At 63.3% G+C, this 20,516-nt stretch carries 19 protein-coding genes and 1 riboswitch; of the genes, 14 read left to right on the top strand and 5 right to left on the bottom strand.

The window, feature by feature from the left end; genetic code table 11:
* Positions 1-46: 46 nt before the first annotated feature.
* A riboswitch (SAM riboswitch) is annotated at positions 47-121 on the top strand.
* A 62-nt stretch (positions 122-183) separates the two neighbouring features.
* Both SADO_RS00390 and SADO_RS00385 read left to right on the top strand, forming a co-directional pair.
* Entirely contained in the window at positions 184-1,371 is a 1,188-nt protein-coding gene (locus SADO_RS00390) for an O-succinylhomoserine sulfhydrylase (RefSeq protein ID WP_353108302.1), read from the top strand.
* A 2-nt stretch (positions 1,372-1,373) separates the two neighbouring features.
* Positions 1,374-2,168 carry a ferritin-like domain-containing protein gene (locus SADO_RS00385; RefSeq protein WP_434547881.1) on the top strand — a complete coding sequence of 265 codons (795 nt, stop codon included), beginning with the start codon at positions 1,374-1,376 and terminating at the stop codon, positions 2,166-2,168.
* A gap of 7 nt (positions 2,169-2,175) precedes the next feature.
* Here SADO_RS00385 and SADO_RS00380 read toward each other — a convergent pair whose 3' ends face one another.
* From SADO_RS00380 to dusA, 4 genes are all read right to left on the bottom strand, one after another.
* Positions 2,176-2,937 carry an SDR family NAD(P)-dependent oxidoreductase gene (locus tag SADO_RS00380; RefSeq protein WP_353108300.1) on the bottom strand — a complete coding sequence of 254 codons (762 nt, stop codon included), beginning with the start codon at positions 2,935-2,937 and terminating at the stop codon, positions 2,176-2,178.
* A 90-nt stretch (positions 2,938-3,027) separates the two neighbouring features.
* Positions 3,028-3,750, bottom strand: a complete 723-nt coding sequence (locus SADO_RS00375; RefSeq protein ID WP_353108299.1) for a UDP-2,3-diacylglucosamine diphosphatase — start codon at positions 3,748-3,750, stop codon at positions 3,028-3,030.
* Positions 3,751-3,766: 16 nt separating this feature from the next.
* Positions 3,767-4,357 (bottom strand): peptidylprolyl isomerase, encoded by a 591-nt coding sequence (locus SADO_RS00370; RefSeq protein ID WP_353108298.1) that lies wholly within the window; start codon positions 4,355-4,357, stop codon positions 3,767-3,769.
* Positions 4,357-5,364 carry a tRNA dihydrouridine(20/20a) synthase DusA gene (gene dusA, locus SADO_RS00365; RefSeq protein ID WP_353108297.1) on the bottom strand — a complete coding sequence of 336 codons (1,008 nt, stop codon included), beginning with the start codon at positions 5,362-5,364 and terminating at the stop codon, positions 4,357-4,359. Before dusA ends, SADO_RS00370 begins: the two co-directional genes overlap by 1 nt.
* On the opposite strand from dusA, the gene SADO_RS00360 reads away from it, so the two are divergent.
* Both SADO_RS00360 and SADO_RS00355 read left to right on the top strand, forming a co-directional pair.
* On the top strand, positions 5,363-5,491 hold the full coding sequence (locus SADO_RS00360) for a hypothetical protein (RefSeq protein WP_353108295.1): 129 nt from the start codon (positions 5,363-5,365) through the stop codon (positions 5,489-5,491). The two genes, dusA and SADO_RS00360, sit on opposite strands and share 2 nt — an antisense overlap.
* 10 nt (positions 5,492-5,501) lie before the next feature.
* Positions 5,502-6,584, top strand: coding sequence for a quinone-dependent dihydroorotate dehydrogenase (locus SADO_RS00355; protein ID WP_353108294.1), 1,083 nt, complete (start codon positions 5,502-5,504; stop codon positions 6,582-6,584).
* Here the strand turns inward: SADO_RS00355 and SADO_RS00350 are convergent.
* The gene (locus tag SADO_RS00350) at positions 6,535-7,053 is read right to left on the bottom strand and encodes a YqiA/YcfP family alpha/beta fold hydrolase (protein ID WP_353108292.1); all 519 of its coding nucleotides are present in this window, start codon (positions 7,051-7,053) and stop codon (positions 6,535-6,537) included. The two genes, SADO_RS00355 and SADO_RS00350, sit on opposite strands and share 50 nt — an antisense overlap.
* Positions 7,054-7,205: 152 nt before the next feature.
* On the opposite strand from SADO_RS00350, the gene SADO_RS00345 reads away from it, so the two are divergent.
* The 10 genes from SADO_RS00345 to pstC all read left to right on the top strand — a co-directional run bounded on the left by SADO_RS00345 (position 7,206) and on the right by pstC (position 20,489).
* Complete coding sequence (locus SADO_RS00345) at positions 7,206-7,445, top strand: hypothetical protein (RefSeq protein ID WP_353108291.1); 240 nt, start codon at positions 7,206-7,208, stop codon at positions 7,443-7,445.
* A 46-nt stretch (positions 7,446-7,491) separates the two neighbouring features.
* On the top strand, positions 7,492-8,928 hold the full coding sequence (locus SADO_RS00340) for an alpha/beta hydrolase family protein (RefSeq protein WP_353108289.1): 1,437 nt from the start codon (positions 7,492-7,494) through the stop codon (positions 8,926-8,928).
* A 96-nt stretch (positions 8,929-9,024) separates the two neighbouring features.
* On the top strand, positions 9,025-10,146 hold the full coding sequence (locus SADO_RS00335; RefSeq protein WP_353108288.1) for a beta-ketoacyl-ACP synthase III: 1,122 nt from the start codon (positions 9,025-9,027) through the stop codon (positions 10,144-10,146).
* A gap of 42 nt (positions 10,147-10,188) precedes the next feature.
* Positions 10,189-12,807, top strand: coding sequence for an aminopeptidase N (gene pepN, locus SADO_RS00330; protein WP_353108286.1), 2,619 nt, complete (start codon positions 10,189-10,191; stop codon positions 12,805-12,807).
* A gap of 94 nt (positions 12,808-12,901) precedes the next feature.
* Positions 12,902-13,597: a phosphate regulon transcriptional regulator PhoB gene (gene phoB / locus SADO_RS00325; RefSeq protein WP_353110036.1), complete on the top strand. Its 696-nt coding sequence runs from the start codon at positions 12,902-12,904 to the stop codon at positions 13,595-13,597.
* A gap of 36 nt (positions 13,598-13,633) precedes the next feature.
* On the top strand, positions 13,634-14,956 hold the full coding sequence (gene phoR, locus SADO_RS00320; protein WP_353108285.1) for a phosphate regulon sensor histidine kinase PhoR: 1,323 nt from the start codon (positions 13,634-13,636) through the stop codon (positions 14,954-14,956).
* Between the two features lie 134 nt (positions 14,957-15,090).
* Entirely contained in the window at positions 15,091-16,299 is a 1,209-nt protein-coding gene (locus SADO_RS00315; RefSeq protein ID WP_353108283.1) for a porin, read from the top strand.
* Positions 16,300-16,386: 87 nt separating this feature from the next.
* On the top strand, positions 16,387-17,997 hold the full coding sequence (locus tag SADO_RS00310) for a choice-of-anchor I family protein (protein ID WP_353108281.1): 1,611 nt from the start codon (positions 16,387-16,389) through the stop codon (positions 17,995-17,997).
* A gap of 132 nt (positions 17,998-18,129) precedes the next feature.
* Positions 18,130-19,155, top strand: coding sequence for a PstS family phosphate ABC transporter substrate-binding protein (locus tag SADO_RS00305; protein WP_353108280.1), 1,026 nt, complete (start codon positions 18,130-18,132; stop codon positions 19,153-19,155).
* Between the two features lie 104 nt (positions 19,156-19,259).
* Positions 19,260-20,489, top strand: coding sequence for a phosphate ABC transporter permease subunit PstC (gene pstC, locus SADO_RS00300; protein ID WP_353108279.1), 1,230 nt, complete (start codon positions 19,260-19,262; stop codon positions 20,487-20,489).
* The last annotated feature ends 27 nt before the right edge of the window (positions 20,490-20,516 follow it).

Here is a 20,516-nt window from a genome sequence, read left to right as displayed (position 1 = left end):
ACCGCGCTGCGGCGATCGAGGTTGATCGTCGCAGCCTGTCGTTTCATACTGCAACTGCGCCGATTTGGAACAGCTTGCGGGCGCCCTATAAATTCCGCTAAACGGTCGAGGGACAGCAAGCCTGCATCGCGCTGCGATTGCGGGTTTTTTTGTGTCCGCGACCCAATGCCTGGAGAGTTTTCTATGACCGACGATTTCGACGACAGCTGGGGCACCGCCACACGCGGCGTGCGCGCGGGCACGCATCGCACGCCCGAGGGTGAGCACAGCAGCGCGATCTACATGACCTCGAGTTTCGTGTTCGATTCGGCCGACGCGGCCGCGGCGCGTTTTGCCGGAGACGAGCCGGGCAATATCTATTCGCGCTTCACCAACCCGACTGTGGATGCCTTCTCCAAGCGCCTGGCGGCGATGGAAGGTGGCGAGTACTGTGTGGCGACCGCATCGGGCATGTCGTCGATTCTCGCCACCTGTCTGGCGACCCTCGAAGCCGGCGACCATATCGTGGCCGCGCATACGCTGTTCGGGTCCACGATCGGGCTGTTCAACAACTATCTCGGCAAGCTCGGCATCACCACGAGCTATGTTGCGCCCGACGATCTGGACGGCTGGAAGGCCGCGATCACGCCGGCCACACGCATGCTCTTCGTGGAAACGCCGTCCAACCCGTTGACCGAAATCGTCGACATGGCGGCACTTGCCGACCTGGCCAATGAAAACGACGCCTTGCTGGTGGTCGACAACTGTTTCTGTACGCCTGCGTTGCAGCGCCCGCTCGACTTCGGTGCCCATGTGGTCATCCATTCGGCGACCAAGTTTCTGGACGGGCAGGGGCGTGCGCTCGGCGGCGCTGTGATCGGCGATGCCGATATCGTCGGCGACAAGGTGTTCCGGTTCCTGCGCACCTGCGGGCCGACCATGAGCCCGTTCAACGCCTGGGTGTTTTACAAGGCGCTCGAGACGCTGGAAGTGCGCATGCGCGCGCACTGTGAAGCCGCCCAGAAGGTCGCCGAATGGTTGGAGGCACAGCCCGCGGTCGAACATGTCTATTACCCGGGGCTGGCCTCGCATCCGCAGCACGATCTGGCCGCGCGCCAGCAGCCGGGTGGCTTCGGCGGCATTCTGTCGCTGCGTCTGGCCGGCGGACGTGATGCCGCCTTCAAGCTGATCAACGGCACGAACATGATCTCGATCACTGCCAATCTCGGTGATACCCGTACGACGATCGTGCATCCAGCCAGCACGACCCACGCCCGCATCTCGGCCGAAGACCGTGCCCGTGCGGGCATCACCGACGGCGTAGTGCGTATTTCGGTGGGTCTCGAAAACGTGGAGGACATCATTGCCGACCTCGAGCCGGGGCTCGCGTGAGCATGACGCCCGACGACGTTCTGGCCGCGCTGATGACGCGCGATCCGGCCGAAAAGTGTGTCGCCGCACGCGCACTACACGCGGCCGACAGCGCGCCGCTGGCTCAGGCGGGCGGCACGCCGGAAGAGGTCATCGTGCCGGGGCGGCCGGACGCGCCGGCGCTGGTGCATCCGGCGAAGCTGTCCAAGCGCGGGCTCGGCAAGCCGGAAGGGCGCGCGGCGCTCATTCACGCCATCGCGCATATCGAGTTCAATGCCATCAATCTGGGTCTGGACGCGGCCTATCGGTTTCGCGGCATGCCCGAAGCCTTCTACGTGGATTGGCTGCGCGTGGCGGCCGACGAGTCGCGCCATTTCGAGCTGCTCAACAACCGGCTCGCCGACTACGGTTTTGCCTACGGCGATTTCGATGCCCACAACGGGCTATGGGAAACGGCGGTCAAGACCGGGCACGACGTGATGATCCGCATGGCGCTCGTGCCGCGCGTGCTCGAGGCCCGCGGGCTGGATGTCACGCCGGGGATGATCGAGAAACTGCGCCAGGCCGGCGATACCGAGACGGTGACGATCTTCGAGATCATCCTCGAAGAGGAAGTGCCGCACGTGGAGATCGGCACGCGCTGGTTCCGCTACTGCGCCGAGCCGCGCGGCCTCGACCCGGATACGACCTTCACCCGGCTGCTCGACGAATACATGAACGGCGGCCCGCCCGGCCCGTACAACTTCCCGGCCCGGCGCGAAGCGAAGTTCTCGGAAGACGAGCTGGACTGGCTGGCCGCGCGCGACGCGTCGCGCTGACGGCCGATCAGCTGTTCAGCTTGAAGGCGATTCGACGCAGCACCAGGCGCGGCGAGATCTTGCCGAGCCATACGGTGAGCTTGTTGAGAAGGCCTGGAATGACGATCGCACGCCGCTTGTGCTGAACAGCAGCACTGGCGACCTTGTCGCTGGGCATGGTGCCGAGCTTGAACAGTAGCGAATTGTGCATGTCGGCGTGGTCGGCGAACTCGGATTCGGTCGCACCGGGACAGAGCGCGCTGACGCTGATTCGCCCACGCAGTTCCTCGGTCAGACTCTCTGAGAACGAAAGTACGAAGGCCTTGGTCGCGTAGTAGATCGCCATGTTCGGGCCGGGCTGGAAAGCGGCCAGCGATGCCACGTTGATGATGAACGGCGAGGCACCCTGTTCCAGCAGCGGCAATAGTCGGTGCGTGAGATCGGCCGGCGCGCGTACGTTCAGGTCGATCGCAGCGAGCTGCGCGTCACGATCGAGGTCGGCGAAACGCCCGCGGCCACCGATGCCGGCGTTGTTGACGAGCCCGTTCAGGCCCCAGCCGTTCTCGCTGATCGTATCGGACAGATGCGCCACGCCGTCGGCGCTGCTCAGATCGGCGACGACGATCTCCACCTGCAAGCGATGACCGGCGGTGATTTCGCGCGCGAGATCCTGCAGCCGCACCTCACGCCGTGCACACAGGATCAGGTTGTGGCCTTCCGCGGCGAGCGTGCGCGCGATATCGGCGCCGATGCCGGAACTGGCGCCGGTGACGAGGACATATTGGGTCATGGGTGGTTCTCGATGACGATTGTTTTCATGATGAGGCGGATCGCGGAGCCGGGCGCTCGCGCGTGTCGATCCGTTTGGAACAGGCAGATGCTAGTCGATTGCGGCGCGGCGGATGCCGTGGGCATCGACACAAAGATATTCGGCCTGATCCGGTCGCCAATCCGCCAGCACGATGCGCCGCGCGTCGCCGCCGTCGATTTCGAGTACGTGGTCGGCAGGCCGATGCGTGTGGCCGTGAATCAGACGACGCACGCCCAGGCGACGCATCGTCTCGCGCACTGCATCCGAATTCACATCCATGATGTGCGCGGCCTTCTGCTGTTTGCCGGCCTGGCTCTTGCGCCGCGCGCGACGGGCAAGTCGGCGGCGTAGCCAGAGCGGGAGCTTCATCATGCGCGCCCGCCAGCGTGGGTCTGTATAGCGGGCCCGGAATTTCTGGTGGGGCGTGTCGCCGGTACAGAACACGTCGCCGTGCGAGAGCAGGGTAGGCGTGCCGTGCAGATCGGCCACAACAGGATCGTCGAGGATCTGCATGTGGCTCGCGGACACAAAGGCCTCGCCCACCGCGAAATCGCGGTTGCCGCGCATGAAATAGGTCGGCACGCCGCTGCGCGCCAGCGCGGCGAAGTGCTCGATCACCTCGGCATGGATAGGCAGCGAGCCGTCGTCGCCAATCCAGACATCGAACAGATCACCCAGCACATAGACGGCCTCGGCCTCGCGGGCCGGGCCGTCCAGATAGGCGTTCAGACGCGCCGCGTTCGGGTCGTCGGCGCCGGTGAGATGCACATCGGCGAGCAGATGCGTCGCCATGAGCTGTTGCCGGCCGCTAGTTGCCGGTGATCTCGGCGGATTCGATCACGACCTGTTCCTGCGGCACATCCTGACGGAAGGGCCCGGCGGCACCGGTCTGGCCGGCGGCGATCTGGTCGACCACGTCCATGCCGTCGGTGACCTTGCCGAACACTGCATAGCCGGCGCTGCCACGGCTCGGGTTCAGCGGCGCGTTGTCCGAAAGGTTCACGAAGAACTGGGAAGTGGCCGAGTTCGGATCGCTGGTACGCGCCATCGACAGAGTGCCACGATCGTTCTTCACGCCGTTATCGGCTTCGTTGACGATCGGGTCACGCGTCTTCTTCTGCTGGTAACTCTCGTCGAAGCCGCCGCCCTGGATCACGAAGCCCGGAATCACGCGGTGGAAGATGGTGCCGTCGTAGAAACCGTCGCGGACGTACTGAAGAAAGTTCGCCGCGCTCTTGGGCGCTTCGTCCTCGAAAACCTCGATGGTGATATCGCCGAGGTTCGTATGCATGACAACCATGGGGTCTTCCTTGCTGGCGTCGCCGGCGGCGAACGCGATGGACGCGCTGAGCGCGACAGAGAGAGAAATAACGAGATACAGAAAACGCAGGGACTTCATCAGGCAACGGCCTCCAGGGGTTCGACACGGGCCAATGCCGCGTCCAGTACGTTCAGGTCGGCATCCGGCTTGTATGCCTGCTCGGAGAGCACGCGTCGCCAGGCCCGACCGCCCGGCTGGCCATGATACAGACCGAGCATGTGGCGGGTAATATCCTTGAGCGCGCCGCCAGCCTGCAGGTGATCGGCAATGAAACCGCGCATCGAATCGACGATCTCGCTCCGGCTCGGCACAGCGTGATCACTGCCGAAGAAGCGCCGATCCACCTCGGCCATCACATAGGGGTTCTTGTACGCCTCGCGGCCGATCATCACGCCGTCGACGTGTTCGAGTTGGTCCGCCGTCGTATCCAGATCGACGATGCCGCCGTTGATACTCATCGGCAACGCGGGAAAGTCCTGCTTGAGTGCGTGCACGCGCGGGTAATCCAGCGGCGGGATATCGCGGTTCTCTTTCGGGCTCAGACCCGATAGCCAGGCCTTGCGCGCATGCACGATCAGCTGGTCCGCGCCGGCTTCATTCACCGCATGGGTGAAGGCGTGCAGGAATTCGTAGCTGTCCTGATGATCGATGCCGATACGCGTCTTCACCGTCACCGGGATCGAGACCTGCGCCTTCATCGCCGCCACAGAGTCCGCCACTCGCTGTGGCTCGCCCATCAGGCAGGCGCCGAACGTGCCGTTCTGTACCCGGTCCGACGGGCAGCCCACGTTGATGTTCACCTCGTCGAAGCCGTGCTCTTCCGCCAGCACCGCACAATGCGCCATCGCCGCCGGATCGCTACCACCGAGTTGCAGCGCAACCGGGTGCTCGTCGGCGTGATACGCGAGAAAGCGGGCGGTGTCGCCATGGATCAGCGCTCCGGTCGTCACCATTTCCGTATACAGCAGCGCGTGCCGCGTCACCTGGCGCATGAAATAACGCTGTTCGCGCGTGGTCCACGCCATCATGGGCGCAACGGATATGCGCGAAGCGGCCAACGCGCGTTTTTCGGCGTCACTATTCATGCGCGACATTATCGCAGACGTGCCCGGTGGTTGGGACCATGGGGATACGGTCGCAGTCGGCTTTCGATGTCGCAGTGCGGCAGGCGCACCGGCACAATGGGTCGAGAACGCGCTTTCGCTGCTCTAGAGGATTGCCCATGTATTCGTTCGCCCGGGATGCGCTGTTCGCGCTCGAACCGGAAACCGCTCACGACGTGACGTTGCGCACGTTGGCGCGCACGGCGCCGTTGGCGCGGCGGCTTTACGGGCGCCATGTGCCGCATGCGCCGGTCGATCTGATGGGTATGCAGCTGCCGAACCCGATCGGGCTCGCAGCGGGGCTCGACAAGGACGGGCGCTGTATCGACGGGCTGGCCGCTCTGGGTTTCGGGTTCGTGGAGATCGGTACGGTCACGCCCGAGCCGCAGGCGGGCAATGACCGGCCGCGGCTGTTCCGCTTGCCGGAACAGCGCGCGCTGCTCAACCGCATGGGTTTCAATAACGACGGCGTCGAGGCGCTGGTCGCACGGGTGAAGGCCAGCAAGCGCGCTGGCGCGTTGGGTATCAATATCGGCAAGAACGCCGCCACGCCAGCCGACAAGGCGACGGACGATTATCTTGTCGCTCTGCGTGCGGTCTACGAATTCGCGTCGTATGTGACGATCAACATTTCGTCGCCGAATACGCAGGGCCTGCGCGACATGCAGGGCCGCGACAGCCTCGACGAGCTGCTCGGCCTGCTGCGCGCGGAGCGTGATCGCCTCGCGGATCAGCACGATCGTTATGTCCCGCTGGCCGTGAAGATCGCGCCCGATCTGGACGAGGAACAGCTCGACGCCATTGCCGACCGTCTGCTTCATCACGGTATCGACGGGGTGATCGCCACGAACACGACGATCAGCCGCGAAGGTCTCGCGCCGCGATGGTGGCAGGAGGCGGGCGGTCTGAGCGGCGTGCCGGTACGCCCGGCGTCTACGCGGGTGATTGCCGCGTTACACGCCCGGGTCGGAACCAAGATTCCCATCATTGGCGTGGGTGGTATCCAGAGCGCGAGGGATGCGACCGAGAAGCTGGAGGCGGGTGCTACGGCGCTGCAGATCTACACCGGGCTGATCTACAAGGGCCCGGCGCTGGTGAGGGAATGCGCACAAGCGGCGGCGCTGGTCCGCGCCGGTCAGCGTGCAAGCGCGCTCAAGGACCTGGTCGGGACCGATCGAGCGCGCGCTTCAGCTGATCGCTGAACATCTGGCCGATGAAATCGATCGATTCGGCCAGGCGATGGCCGTCGTCGACGATATGTAGTGCGGCATGCCGGGTGCGGGCAAACCGCAGGCTCGAATCCAGCGGCACGATATCGTCGCCCCAGCCGTGAACGACCACGCTGTCGGCGGGGCAGTCCTCGGGGTCGCCCGGGTAGCCGTCCAGATAGAGCGCCGGCGCCATCAATAGCAGGGCGTCGGGTTTGATGACCTTGCAGGCCATCGCGGAGACATAACCGCCCATGCTCGAGCCGACCAGTACCAGTGGTGTGCCGACCGGCGCATGGGCGGTGAGCCGCTCGACACGTTTCACCGGGTCCATGAGGTCGCTGTAGTCCAGGCTCTCCACGGCGAAACCGAGGGATTCGGCAATGTTCGCCAGATGCTGAATCTTGCTGCCCCAGGGGCCGCTTTCCTTACCGTGGGCGAAGATGACGCGGGGTTCGGACATGTCGTGCTCGCTCGAATGGACGCTGCTCAGACCGGCGGCGTACTATGCCACGAGACACGGTCTCATCGTGTACTGACCATTACTCTTCGCGGGGATCGACTCTGAAATTCCTGTCTTTTCTGAACTGGGCCGCACTCGGTGTCGGCGCGCTCATGACGCTGCTCTACGCCGTCGTCTGCCTGATGATGTTGCCGTACCCGCAGCTGGTGTCCGATGCCGGCGGCGGCTTCGACCATGTGGTGCAGATCACGCTGGTGATGACACTGTTCACGGCGGCCGCGGGCCTGTCGACCTGGCTGCTGCAGAAACGCCATCGTGCGCTCTGGCTGGGGCAGGGCGTGCTTGTTGTCGCGCTCGTCGGTGTAATCCTGTTCGCCGTCACGCAGCGCTGATGCGAATCGCTAACGCGGCGGCGTGCGCCTCACGCCGTAGGCGCTCGTGAGCGCTGCACAGATGCGCGCGCAGCCACGCTGGCTGCTCGGCGCGCTTGTCCCGCTGTTCACCGGCCTTTTCTGGCTCGGGCTTGGCCTGCCGCACAGCGTGATATTGGCGTTCGTAGCCTGCCTGCCGGGCGTGCCGTTGATTGCCACGGGCACAGCGCTGTTGCTGTGGCCGGGCGATCGGCAGATCACCCATTTTCTTGCGCTCGTTTCGTTGCTGAGTCTCGTTCTCGCCGTGCTGGTGGCACCGTGGCTGGGTTGGGCGAGCATCGGGCTGTTCGTCGGCGGGTTGCTGTCGTTCCTGATGGCCGGGCGTGTGGCCGCGCGCCATTCGGTATTGCCGGCCGGCGTGCCGTTGCCGCCCTTGTCCTTGCGTGTGTACGCCAAGGTTGCGACCGATGAAGCGTTACTGGGTTTTTTCGTAAGTTTTGCACGCATTCCGCGAGGTCGCGTGGTCGAACGCGATGTCGACGAGTTGCAGTCGCTGCGTGCGGTTGCCGACGCGCGCGACTGGCGCGGCACACCCGCTGCATTTCACCGCACCCCCGAGCGGCCGGTCGATTTCACCCTCACGCCGAAGAAGTCGCAGGGCTGTTCGTTCGAATGGCTGGATTTCGAAAGCGGTTTCGTGGCCGACCCCGAATTACCCGGCGCCGAGCGCTGGCAGGGCCATTTGCCAAACCGGCGCATGTCGGCACGCATCTTCCGCCACCCGGGCGGACCACGTCCCTGGCTGATCTGCATTCACGGCTATCGCATGGGCCTGGACGGGCTCGACCTGTCGCTGTTTCGTGCCAATCGCATGCACCACAAGCTGGGCCTCAACGTGGCGATGCCGATCCTGCCGCTGCACGGCGCGCGCCGTATCGCTCGCATCACGGGCGGTCATTTTCTGGACGGGCCGCTGGCCGACCTGATTCATGCGCAGGCGCAGGGGCTGTGGGATCTGCGCCGGCTCAAGGCGTGGATCGGCGCGCAGCAGCCGGATATGCCGATCGGCGCGCTGGGCTACAGCCTCGGCGGCTATCACGCCGCGATGCTTGCAGCCTTCGAAGCGGATTTGGCCTGCGTGATCGCAGGCATCCCGCTCACCGATATACCGAATGCGCTCTGGAAACACATGCCGGACCTGCATCTGCGTTACATGGAAGCGCAGGGCATTTCGCAGGCCGAGCTCAGCGCGTTGCTCGCGCCGGTTTCGCCGCTGCATCTGAAGCCGGTCGTGCCACACGAGCGTCGTTATATCTTTGCGGCGACTGCCGACCAGCTGGTCGAGCCCGATCAGCCGTATCGGCTCTGGGAGCACTGGGACCGGCCTGCGATGCACTGGTATCACGGCTCGCATCTGTCGGTCCGCCGCGAGGCGGATCTGCTGCCATTCGTCGAGGACGCGCTGCGACGACACGGCCTGATCGACAGCAAACCGCCGGCGTAATCAGGCGTTCGCCATGGCGCGTGGTTGTGACGGGACCGTTCGCGCGCGAGAATGCCGCCCATATCTCGCTTTGTCGCTCATGGAAGGGGAATACAGGTGAACAACGTCGTCATATCGGCCTCCGGGCTCTACACGCCGCCGGAATCGGTTTCCAACGAGGAGCTGGTCACCGCCTTCAATGCTTATGTCGAGAACTTCAATCGCGATAACGCTAAGGCGATCGAAGCGGGCGATGTCGAAGCGTTGACGCCGTCGAACGCCGACTTCATCTACAAGGCGTCCGGCATCAAGAGCCGCTACGTTGTCGACAAGAAGGGCATTCTCGATCCCGAGGTCATGCACCCCTGGACGCGCACCCGCGGCAACGACGAGCAGTCGCTGCAGTGCGAGATGGCGATCGCCGCCATCGAGCCCTGCCTGGAGCGCGCGGGCAAGCGGCCCGAGGATGTCGATGCCGTGATCGTGGCCTGTTCCAACCTGCCGCGCCCGTACCCGGCGCTGGCCGTCGAGGTGCAGAAGTATCTCGGCGCGGGGCGCTTCGGTTTCGATATCAATGTGGCCTGTGCCTCTGCGGCGTTCGGCATTCAGACCGCCGCCGACATGATCAAGAGCGGCAGTGCTCGCACGGTGCTGATGGTCAACCCGGAGATCTGTTCGGCGCATCTGAACTTCCGCGATCGCGACAGCCATTTCATCTTCGGTGATGTCTGCACCGCAGCACTCATCGAACACGCTGATGACGTGGAAGAGGGCAAGGGCTTCGACGTGCTGGGCACCAAGCTCAAGACCGAGTTTTCCAACAACATCCGCAACAACTTCGGCTTTCTGAACCGCACCGAGTCCGAAGAGCGCTCGAATGCCGACAAGCTGTTCGTGCAGAACGGCCGTCGCGTGTTCAAGGAAGTCGCCCCGATGGTCGCCGAGATGATCGTCGAGCACGCCAACGAGCTCGACCTGACTGCCGCCGACATCAAGCGACTGTGGCTGCACCAGGCCAACATCAACATGAACACGCTGATCAGCAAGCGCGTGCTGGGCCGCGAAGCCGAAGCCGAGGAAATGCCGTCGGTATTGGCCGAATACGGCAACACCAGCTCTGCTTCGCCGGTTATCGTGTTCCACAAGTTCTCGGACGATCTGAAGTCCGGCGATATCGGCGTGCTATGCGGCTTCGGTGCCGGCTATTCGGCAGGCAGCGTCGTGACCCGCAAACGCTAAAGCTCGCGCCAACATTCCTCGTTTTCGCAAGGCAGTGACCTTATGAGCGGCAACCCGCAGCGCAAGTACCGCGCCGACTACGCCGTGCCGGCCTATCTCGTCGACACCGTGGATCTCGATTTCGATATTCGCGATGACCATACGACGGTTCGTGCCGTCTATGCCGTGCGTCGCAATCCCGAAAGCACGGCCACGCAGCAATGGCAGCTCGACGGGCGCGAGATGCGATTGGTCTCGGTCGCGATCGACGACCGCGAACTGGCCGAGAACGAATACGAGCTCCGCGACGATGCGTTGCTGATCAACAACCCGCCGGAGCAGTTCACGCTCACGATCGAGAACAGCATCGACCCCGAGCACAACCTGTCGCTGGAAGGCTTTTATCGCTCCGGCGATATCCTGTGCAGCCAGTGCGAGGCGAACGGCTTTTCGCGCATCACCTATTTTCCGGATCGCCCGGACGTGATGGCGCGTTACACGACACGCATCAGCGCCGATGCCAAGCGCTATCCCGTCCTGCTAGCCAACGGAAACTGCGTGGACTCGGGCGCGCTAGATGGCGGGCGCCATTACGCGGTCTTCGAAGACCCGTTCGACAAGCCCTGCTATCTGTTCGCGATCGTGGCCGGCGATCTGGGCATGATCCGCGACAGCTACACCACGGGCTCCGGCCGCAACGTGGACCTGCGCCTGTATACGGAACACGGCAACGAGGATCAGTGCGATCACGCCATGGCGTCGCTCAAACAGGCCATGGCCTGGGACGAGGACACCTACGGGCTGGAATACGATCTCGACAGTTATGTCACCGTCGCGGTCGGCAGCTTCAACATGGGCGCGATGGAGAACAAGGGCCTCAACGTGTTTAACACGGCCTGTATCTTCGCGCGCGCGGATACCGCTACCGACGCCGACTTCGCGCTGGTGCGCGACGTTGTCGCCCACGAGTATTTCCATAACTACACTGGCAACCGCGTGACCTGCCGCGACTGGTTCCAGCTGTCGCTCAAGGAAGGGCTGACGGTGTATCGCGAGCACCAGTTCGCGATAGACCAGGGTTCACCGGGCGTGACGCGCATCCGCCAGGTGCGCACCATGCGCGAGATCCAGTTCCCCGAGGACGGCGGCCCGCGCGCCCATCCGGTCCGCCCGGAATCCTATGTGGAAATGAACAATTTCTACACCATCACGGTGTACGAGAAGGGCGCCGAGGTGATCCACATGATCGCCCAGATGGCGGGCCGCGATGCCTTCATCGAGGCGGTGTGTCATTACCTGGACAAGCACGACGGCCAGGCGGTCACGATCGAGGACTTCGCGGTCGCGATGGAAGAATCCACGGGGCTCGACCTGGGTCAGTTCCGGCGCTGGTATGCCCAGGCCGGTACGCCGCGGGTGCGTGTCGCGACGTCTTTCGACGACGGCCAGCTTGCACTCACGCTGTCACAGCACACGCCGGCCACGCCTGGGCAAAGCGACAAGGTGGATTTCGATATCCCGGTTGAGATCGCGCTGTTCGACGGCGAGGGCCAACCCGCCCGTGAACCCGAGGTGCTGCGTCTGACCGAAACCCAGCAGACGTGGACGTTCGACGGCTTCAGTACCGAACCGACGGTCTCGGCGCTGCGTGGTTTCACCGCGCCCGTGCGGCTGGAATATGAGCAGAGTGATGCCGCACTGGCCCGGTTGATGGCTCATGACAGCGATCCGGTCTGCCGCTGGGACGCGGCCCAGGCGCTGTATCTGAAGACACTGGTCGCGGACGTGGCCGCGCGTCGCGAAAGCGCAGCGCCGGTCGAGGCGCCGGGCCTGTTGTTCGATGCGATCGCGACACTGCTCGACGACCCGCCCCAGGATCGCGAGCTGCTGGCCGAGATGCTGACCCTGCCCAGCGAGGCCATGATCGGCGAACAGTTCGATGCGATCGACGTGTTCGCGATCGACGCAGCGCGTACCGCGCTCAAGCAGGCGATCGCCCACCGCTTCGCTGCGCGGTTCGAATCACTCGCCGACGATCACGCGGCGCGCGATGCCTACGCGTTCAACGTCGAAGAAGCCGGCCGCCGGCGCGTGTTCGCGCTGGCGCTGGATTATCTGGCTGCAATCGACGCGCCGGGTATCGCGGCGCGCGCCGCCTCGCTCTACGACGCGGCCGACAACATGACCGATCGCATGGCCGCGCTGGAAACGCTGCGCGATATGGATGATCCCGAGCGCGATCGCGTGCTCGACGACTTTGCTCAGGTCTGGGCGGATTACCCGCTGGTCATGGACAAATGGCTGCGCCTGCAGGCAATGACCCGACGTGACGACAGCGTCGAACGGGTACGCACACTGCTCGCGGACGAGCGCTTCGACTTCACCAACCCGAACCGTATCCGTGCGCTGCTCGGCGGCTTTGCCCGCGGTAACCGCCCGGGTTTCCACCGTGCCGACGGCGCGGGACATGCGCTCGTCGCCGACGAAATCCTGCGTCTGGACGCGCTCAATCCGCAGTTGGCGGCCGCGCTTGCCGGCATTCTCGCGCCGTGGCGACGCCATGTGGCGTCTCAGGCGGATGGCATGTACGCGGCGCTCGAACGCCTGAGCGCAGCCGAGCTGTCGGACAACACGCGCGAGATCGTCGACGCGGGCCTCGAGCGAAGTGGGGCTGCAGCGTAAAAAGCCCGTCGCGGCGCGGCCTTCGCGTTGTCATATTGTTGTAATATCGAGTGCCTAGCGTTACGGCGTCATAGTCCCCATGAGACCCAACGTAATGCAGCACAAGCATGTTCTGATCGTCGAGGACGAAGGGCCGATTCGCGACATGATTCGGTTCGCGCTCGAGCGCTCGGATTTCACCGTAAGCGAGGCCGAGGATGCCCAGGAGGCGCGGCTCGCAATCGCCGAGCGCCGGCCCGACCTGGTGCTGCTGGACTGGATGCTGCCGGGTGTCTCCGGCGCCGAGTTCGCACGCGAACTGCGCCGCGACGAGCTCACCGCTGATCTCGCCATCATCATGGTGACTGCGCGGGTGGATGCCGACGACCGGGTACGCGGGCTCAACCTCGGCGCGGACGACTATGTCACCAAGCCGTTTTCCTCCTCCGAACTGGTCGCGCGCGTGCGTGCGGTGCTGCGGCGCAGCCTGCCGGGCGGCGAGGACGAAACGCTGGAGCTGGACGGTCTCACGCTCGATGCTGCCAGCCAGCGCGTGGCGGCCGGCGACGCGCCGGTCAAGCTTGGGCCGACCGAGTATCGGTTGCTGCGTTTTTTCATGAGCAATCCGGAGCGCGTCTACTCGCGCGAGCAGATGCTCGACCGCGTCTGGGGCCAGAATGTGTTCGTCGAGGAACGTACGGTGGACGTGCATATCCGTCGGCTGCGCAAGGCCCTCGCGCCGTTCGGTTTCGATCATTTCATACAGACCGTGCGAGGCAGCGGCTATCGTTTTTCGAGCAAGGCGGTTTAGCCGCCTCCCCAGTGCGGTGATTGCGCCATGAGCGGCATGCCGTCTGTCAGCGCGGTGCGGGTATGGCGACGCGAGTGCATGATCATCGTGCTGTGGCTGGCGCTGTGCGCGGTGCTCGGGCTCACGGTGGGCTATGTCCTCGTGGCTCTCTTGCTCGGGGTGTGTGCCTATCTGGGCATGCAGCTGATCTACGCCTACCAGCTTCACCGCTGGCTGCTTTCGGATCGCATCGAACCCTCGGACGGGTTCGGCGCCTGGCAGGAAATCTACACCGAGCTTTATCGCCTCAAGCAGCGCAATCGCAAGCGCAAGAAGCGCCTGAAGAGCATCGTCCATGAATTCCAGGCGTCGACTGCAGCCTTGCCGGACGGCGCCGTGGTGCTCGACTCCCAAGGCCGTATCGTCTGGTTCAACGATGCCGCCGGCGCGCTAATCGCGCTGCGTAGCCCGCAAGACCTGGGCCAGCGATTGGCCAATCTGTTGCGCCACCCGAAGGTGTCGGGTTATCTCGCCAGCGATACGGAGATCGGCGAGCTCGAGATTCCTTCGCCGGTGAATGAGGACGACACCGTTCTTTTGCGGCTCATTCCCTACGGCAATAACCAGCGTTTGATGATCGCTCGAGATATCAGCGAACAGAAACGCCTCGAACACACACGCCGCGACTTCGTTGCCAACGCCTCACATGAACTGCGCACGCCGCTGACCGTGTTGCGTGGGTACCTGGAGATGATGGAGGAAGAGGCCGTCGAGGCCGGCGCGCTCGAAAGCTGGCACGCGCCGATCCGCGAGATGGGTGAGCAGTCGCGGCGCATGAACCGGATTATCGAAAGCCTGCTCAAGCTCGCGCGTCTCGAAGGTGAGGGGCTGCAGCAGCGCCAAGAACATGTGGATGTCCCCACCATGATCGGTTCGTTGGTCGAGGATATGCGGCGCACCACGGCGGGCGCGACGCAGCAGATCACGATCGATACGGAAGCCGAGCTGGGTCTTTTCGGACGTCCGGGCGAACTGGAGAGCGTGTTCTCCAATCTGCTGTCCAATGCGGTGCGCTATACGCCCGACGAGGGCAGCATTCATGTGCGCTGGTGGCGTGAAGACGACGCGGCGTGTTTTGCGGTCGCAGATACCGGTCCCGGTATCGAAGCAGAGCATATTCCCCGCCTGACGGAGCGCTTCTATCGGGTGGATCCCGGGCGCAAGTCGAGCAGCGGCGGTACCGGGCTGGGGCTGGCTATCGTCAAGCACTGCCTGGAACATCACGAAGGGGAGCTCGACATTGCCAGCACGCCCGGCGAAGGCTCGACGTTCACCTGTCGATTCCCGGCCCAACGCGCGCTGGACCGTCGCGCGGCCTGACATTTGCCAAGCGCGGCATGAGCGCGTTCGGGCTGTCATGGAAGCGTCATATTACGGTTACATAGCTGTCATATCGCTCCGGTAGTTTCTTCCGCGGCTGACCAAGCCGAGACATTTACAGGGAGACACTACTGATGAACCGTTTTCAATTGCGCGCCGGGGGCGTGCTTGCAGGTGTGGCGATGACGGCGATGCCGATGTTCGCATCTGCCGGCATCACGCTATATGAAGAGGGGGACAAGTCCCTCGAGATCGGTGGTCGGCTGCAGCCGCAGTATCGGCTTGTCGACGGCGACAACGAAGGCGCCGACGGCAGCGATTCCGGCGACGACTTTTTCCTGCGCCGCATGCGCTTCTATATCGAAGGCACCGTTACCGAGAACATCTACGGTATCTGGCAGGTCGATTTCGGCGACACGTCCGACGATCCGGAAGTCAAGGACGCCTTCATCAACTATTCCGGCCTGCCGATGGGCAACATCACGGTCGGTAACGCCAAAGTGCCGTTCTCGCGTGAGTTGCTGACTTCTTCCAAGCGTCAGCAGTTCGTCGAGCGCACGGTGGTCGGTGACAACAACTTCGGCGTGCCGGATCGCCAGATGGGCGTAACCTACAACCTCAACGACAACGACATGGTCCAGGGCTCCATCGGTGCCTACCAGGCCGGTATCGACCCGAGCTTCTCCAAGATCGATTTTGAATCCCGCGTGAGCTCCGACGCCGAGTACTTCGGCAACATGGTGGCAGGTCGTATCGACATCACCCCGATGGGCGCGTTCAAGCTTGCCCAGGGCGCTTTCGGTGAAGACACCAAGTTCGGTCTCGGCCTGAACGCCTTCACCTGGGCCAACGACGACGATATCAGCGAAGGCGACATCCAGAACCAGTTCGACAGCGTCAACGGCTACGGCGTGGACGCGGCCTTCCGTTCGGGCTACTTCTCGATGGATGCCGGTGTGCAGTACTTCGACGCCGACACCATCGACGGTGCCGACGCGGCCACGGGTGTGGTCAACGAAGACGGCGACGCCCAGTTCTCGACCTACCTCGTGAAGGCGGGTTACATGATCGTGCCGAGCAAGCTCGAGTTCGTTGCCGGTTTCTCCGCGCTCGATCCGGATGACGGGTTCTTCGCCAATGGCGAGAACTACGACGATATGGACAAGCGTTATTCCGCCGGTCTGAACTACTTCTTCAACAAGCACAACGCCAAGATCCAGCTGACCTACGAAATGGGTCGTGACGTGCTTTACACGAACGATGCCAACGGCCAGGTCGAAACGCCGTCCAACATCGGTGGTGATCAGAACACGCTGTTCCTGCAGTTCCAGCAGGTCCTGTAACAGCGCCCCTGAGAAGAAGAAGACGGATTGCTCCCCCAATCGTGACCCCGGCCTCGGCCGGGGTCTTTTTTTGGTACGAGGGTTTTCATGAAGAATCTAATGATCGGCAGTTTGATTGCTGCGAGCGTGCTGGGTCTGGCCGCATGCAGTGATGATGACAACGACAGCGCGAACGACGGCAACAGCGGTTCGCAGGCCGCCCTGCATATCCAGCAGGCGGGTCGCTATCAGGTCGACCCATTCGCCTTTGACGAAGGCGCCGCCGAAATCGTCGCCCACGATGCCAGCCTCCAGCGGCTTTTCGTGGTCAATTCGGATGCCAAGACGGTCGACGTGCTGGATATCGCCGACCCAGCCAATATCCAGTTACTGGGTCAGATCGACGCCACCACCGAAGGCGCCGCCGCGAACAGCGTTGCGGTGTACCAGGGCACGGTGGCAGTCGCCATCGAGGCCGAGGATGCCCAGGCACCGGGCAAGGTCGTGTTCTATTCCGGCACCGGGCTGGAGAAATTGGGCGAAGCCACCGTCGGCGCATTGCCCGATATGGTCATCTTCACGCCGGACGGCCAGCGGGCGCTGGTCGCCAACGAGGGTGAGCCGAATGACGATTATGACGACGACCCGGAAGGCTCAATCAGCGTTGTAAACGTCAGTGCCGGCTTCAACGCGCCGACCGTCACCACGCTCGATTTCACTGCCTTCAACAGCCAGGCCGATGCCTTGCGCGACGCCGGCGTACGTATCTTCGGCCCCGGCGCGACCGCAGCTCAGGATTTCGAACCCGAATACATCACGGTCAATGCGGATGGCACGCGGGCTTATGTCAGCCTGCAAGAGAACAATGCCATTGCGGTGGTTGATCTCGATGCTCTGGAGATCACCGATGTGCTGCCGCTGGGCTACAAGGACCACAGCGTCGCGGGGCAGGGTATCGACCCCAGCAATTCGGACGGTTTCAACGTACGCACCGTGCCGGTGCTGGGCATGTACCAGCCGGACACGATCGCCTCGTTCGTACGCGACGGGGTGACGTATCTGCTCACCGCCAACGAAGGTGACGCGCGCGACTATGACGCTTTCAGCGAAGAGGTGGACGTGTCCGAGGTCGTGCTCGATGCCGAGGCTTTCCCGAACGCCTCGGCGCTGCAGACCGAAGAGCAGCTGGGCGACCTGAAGATCACCAGCACGCTCGGTGACGGCGCCGCAGACGACGCCTACGAGGCTCTGTATGCCTTCGGCGCGCGCTCGTTCTCCATTCGTCGCGCCGACGATGCGGCGCTCGTCTATGACTCCGGCGATGATTTCGAACGCATCACCGGCGAGCGCTACGGCGACGACTTCAACAACGACAACACCGAGAACGACGGCGACTCGCGCTCCGATAACAAGGGCCCGGAACCCGAAGCGATCGCCTACGGCGAAGTGGACGGGCGCGCGTTCGTGTTTATCGGCCTCGAACGCATGGGCGGCGTGCTCGTCTACGAGATCGTTGACGTCGCCGCGCCGCAGTTCGTGACCTATCTCAACAATCGTGACCTTGAGGCCGACCCGGAAGCAGGCATGGCGGGTGATCTCGGGCCCGAGAGCATTGTCTTCGTAGCCGCTGCGGATAGCCCGATCGAAGGCACGCCGCTGCTGGTCGTGGGTAACGAGATCAGCGGGTCGACAACGCTATACCGACTCACGCTCGAATAACGTCGTTTAGTCAGCAAGTTACAGGCCTGTCACAAAGCTGTCATGAAACAGCAATACGCTGTTCAAAGTCAGCTCCCACACTCACCGCAGGCCAGCGATGCTGGTCTGATATTTTTCATCCGGGAGACATTGATGAAAGTTCGTTTGCAACATTCGCTGGGCGCTGCGGTCGTGGCCGCCGGCGTGCTGGCTACGGCTGGCACGGCACAGGCTGCCGAGCAGATTCGTATCGTCGGTTCGTCGACGGTCTATCCGTTCTCGTCCTATGTGGCCGAAGAGCTGGGCGCAACCACCGACATTCGTACGCCGGTGGTGGAATCCACGGGTTCCGGCGGTGGCATGAAGCTGTTCTGTGGTGGTGTGGGCGACAAAACGCCGGACATCACTAACGCCTCGCGTCGCATGAAGCCGTCCGAGTTCAAGATGTGCCAGGACAATGGCGTCACCGACATCACCGAGAACGTGGTCGGCTTCGACGGCATCGTGGTCGCACAGAGCAAGCAGGACGACGCCATCGACCTGAGCCGCGAGCAGATTACGCTGGCCGTTGCTGCGAAGGTTCCGAAGGACGGCAAGCTCGTCGACAACCCCTACAACAAGTGGAGCGATATCGATTCGTCGCTGCCGGATCGCGAGATCCTGGTATACGGTCCGCCGACCTCGTCGGGCACGCGTGACGCCTTCGAAGAACTGGTTCTGGAGCATGGCTCCGAGAACATCGATGGCTATGGTGAGGCCTATACGAAGATCCGCCAGGACGGAAAGTACGTGCCTTCCGGCGAGAACGATAACCTGATCGTCAAGAAGCTCGCCCAGAACAAGGACGCTTTCGGCGTGTTCGGTTTCTCCTATCTTGAAGAGAATCGCGACACGCTTCAGGGCGCCAAGGTCGACGGCGTCGAGCCCGAGCGTGACCTGATCTCCTCGGGTGAGTACCCGGTCTCGCGTTCGCTGTTCTTCTACACCAAGAACGCGCACGTCGAGAAGGTCGAGGGCATGAAGGACTATGTCGACATGTTCCTGTCCGAGCAGATGGCCAGCGATCGTGGCTACCTGAAAAACTTGGGCCTGATTCCGCTGCCGGAAGATCGTCTCAAGTCAGAGCGTAGCGAGTGGGAATCCCGCGCGAAGCTGAAGGCTTCTGATCTGAAAGGCTAAGCACGCCTGCAAATGCAAGCCGGGACGGGGATCATCCCCGTCCCGGCTTCATCTTTCGTATCATGGCGACCCGTCGCCCGATATCTTTTCGATAGGAACGCGCTTTGGATACCAGCCAGACCCTGCTCGTTTTCTTCGGTGGCCTCGTGCCGATGGCGGCTATCGCCTTCGTGCTCGGCCGTCGCAAGGCGCTGCTCTCCGACGCCCGCGGTGCGCGCATGCACTCGCTGCCGGGGCAGTACGGCGTTTACGTCGCAACCTGGATGGCGTTGCCGGCACTGGCGATCGGCATCGTCGCCGCCTGTGCGGTTCTTGTTGGGGTGCGCGTGCCCGCAGCTCCGTTCGTGCTCTCTTTTGCACTGTTCGCTGCCGCGATTGGTTTTGCGATGGCGCTGCGGCGGGTGGAACCCAGCCTGCGTGCGCGCAATGCAATCGAGAAGTTTGTCTACTGGACGCTGTTTGCAGCGTCGCTGGTGTCGATCCTGACCACGTTCGGCATCATCATCTCCATTCTTTTCGAGGCGCTGAAGTTCTTCAATCAGGTCAGCGTCTGGGACTTCGTGACCGGCACCAACTGGAGCCCGGTCGCGAGCTTTCGCCCTGGTCAGGACGTGGCCGACTCGCAATTCGGCTCGGTGCCGCTGTTTGCCGGCACGTTCATGATCACGGCCATCGCGATGACGGTGGCCATTCCGGTCGGCCTGTTCGCCGCGATCTACATGTCGGAGTACGCCAGTTATCGCGTGCGTACCCTGGCCAAGCCGATGCTCGAGATCCTGGCCGGCATCCCGACCGTGGTCTACGGCTTCTTCGCCGCCATCACGGTCAGCCCGCTGGTCGTCGATTTCGCCAATTACTTCGGCCTCAACGCGTCGTATACCAACGCGCTCGCGCCCGGCCTGGTGATGGGGATCATGATCATTCCCTTCATCTCCTCGCTGTCGGATGACGTGATCAACGCCATCCCCAACAGCCTGCGCGAGGGTGCCTACGCGCTCGGCGCGACCAAGTCGGAGACGATCAAGCAGATCGTGTTGCCGGCCGCATTCCCCGGCATCATGGCCGCCGCATTGCTGGGTATCTCGCGCGCGTTGGGTGAAACGATGATCGTGGTCATGGCGGCCGGCCTGCGGCCGAACCTGACCTGGAACCCGCTCGAGGACATGACCACCGTGACCGTGCGCATCGTTGATGCGCTCACGGGCGATCAGTCCTTCGACAGCCCCGAGACACTGGCCGCCTTTGCACTCGGCCTGGTGCTGTTCGTGGTCACCCTGACGCTGAACCTGATTTCGATCATCGTGATCCGCAAGTTCCGCCAGTCCTACGAATAGCTACGCCCGGACTCGAAAGGAAATAAT

It is taken from the genome of Salinisphaera dokdonensis CL-ES53 (genome assembly GCF_040361215.1).
Classification (GTDB): Bacteria; Pseudomonadota; Gammaproteobacteria; order Nevskiales; family Salinisphaeraceae; genus Salinisphaera; species Salinisphaera dokdonensis.
Note: the sequence above shows the minus strand (reverse complement) of the source record. Positions and strands in the feature narration are given on the sequence as shown.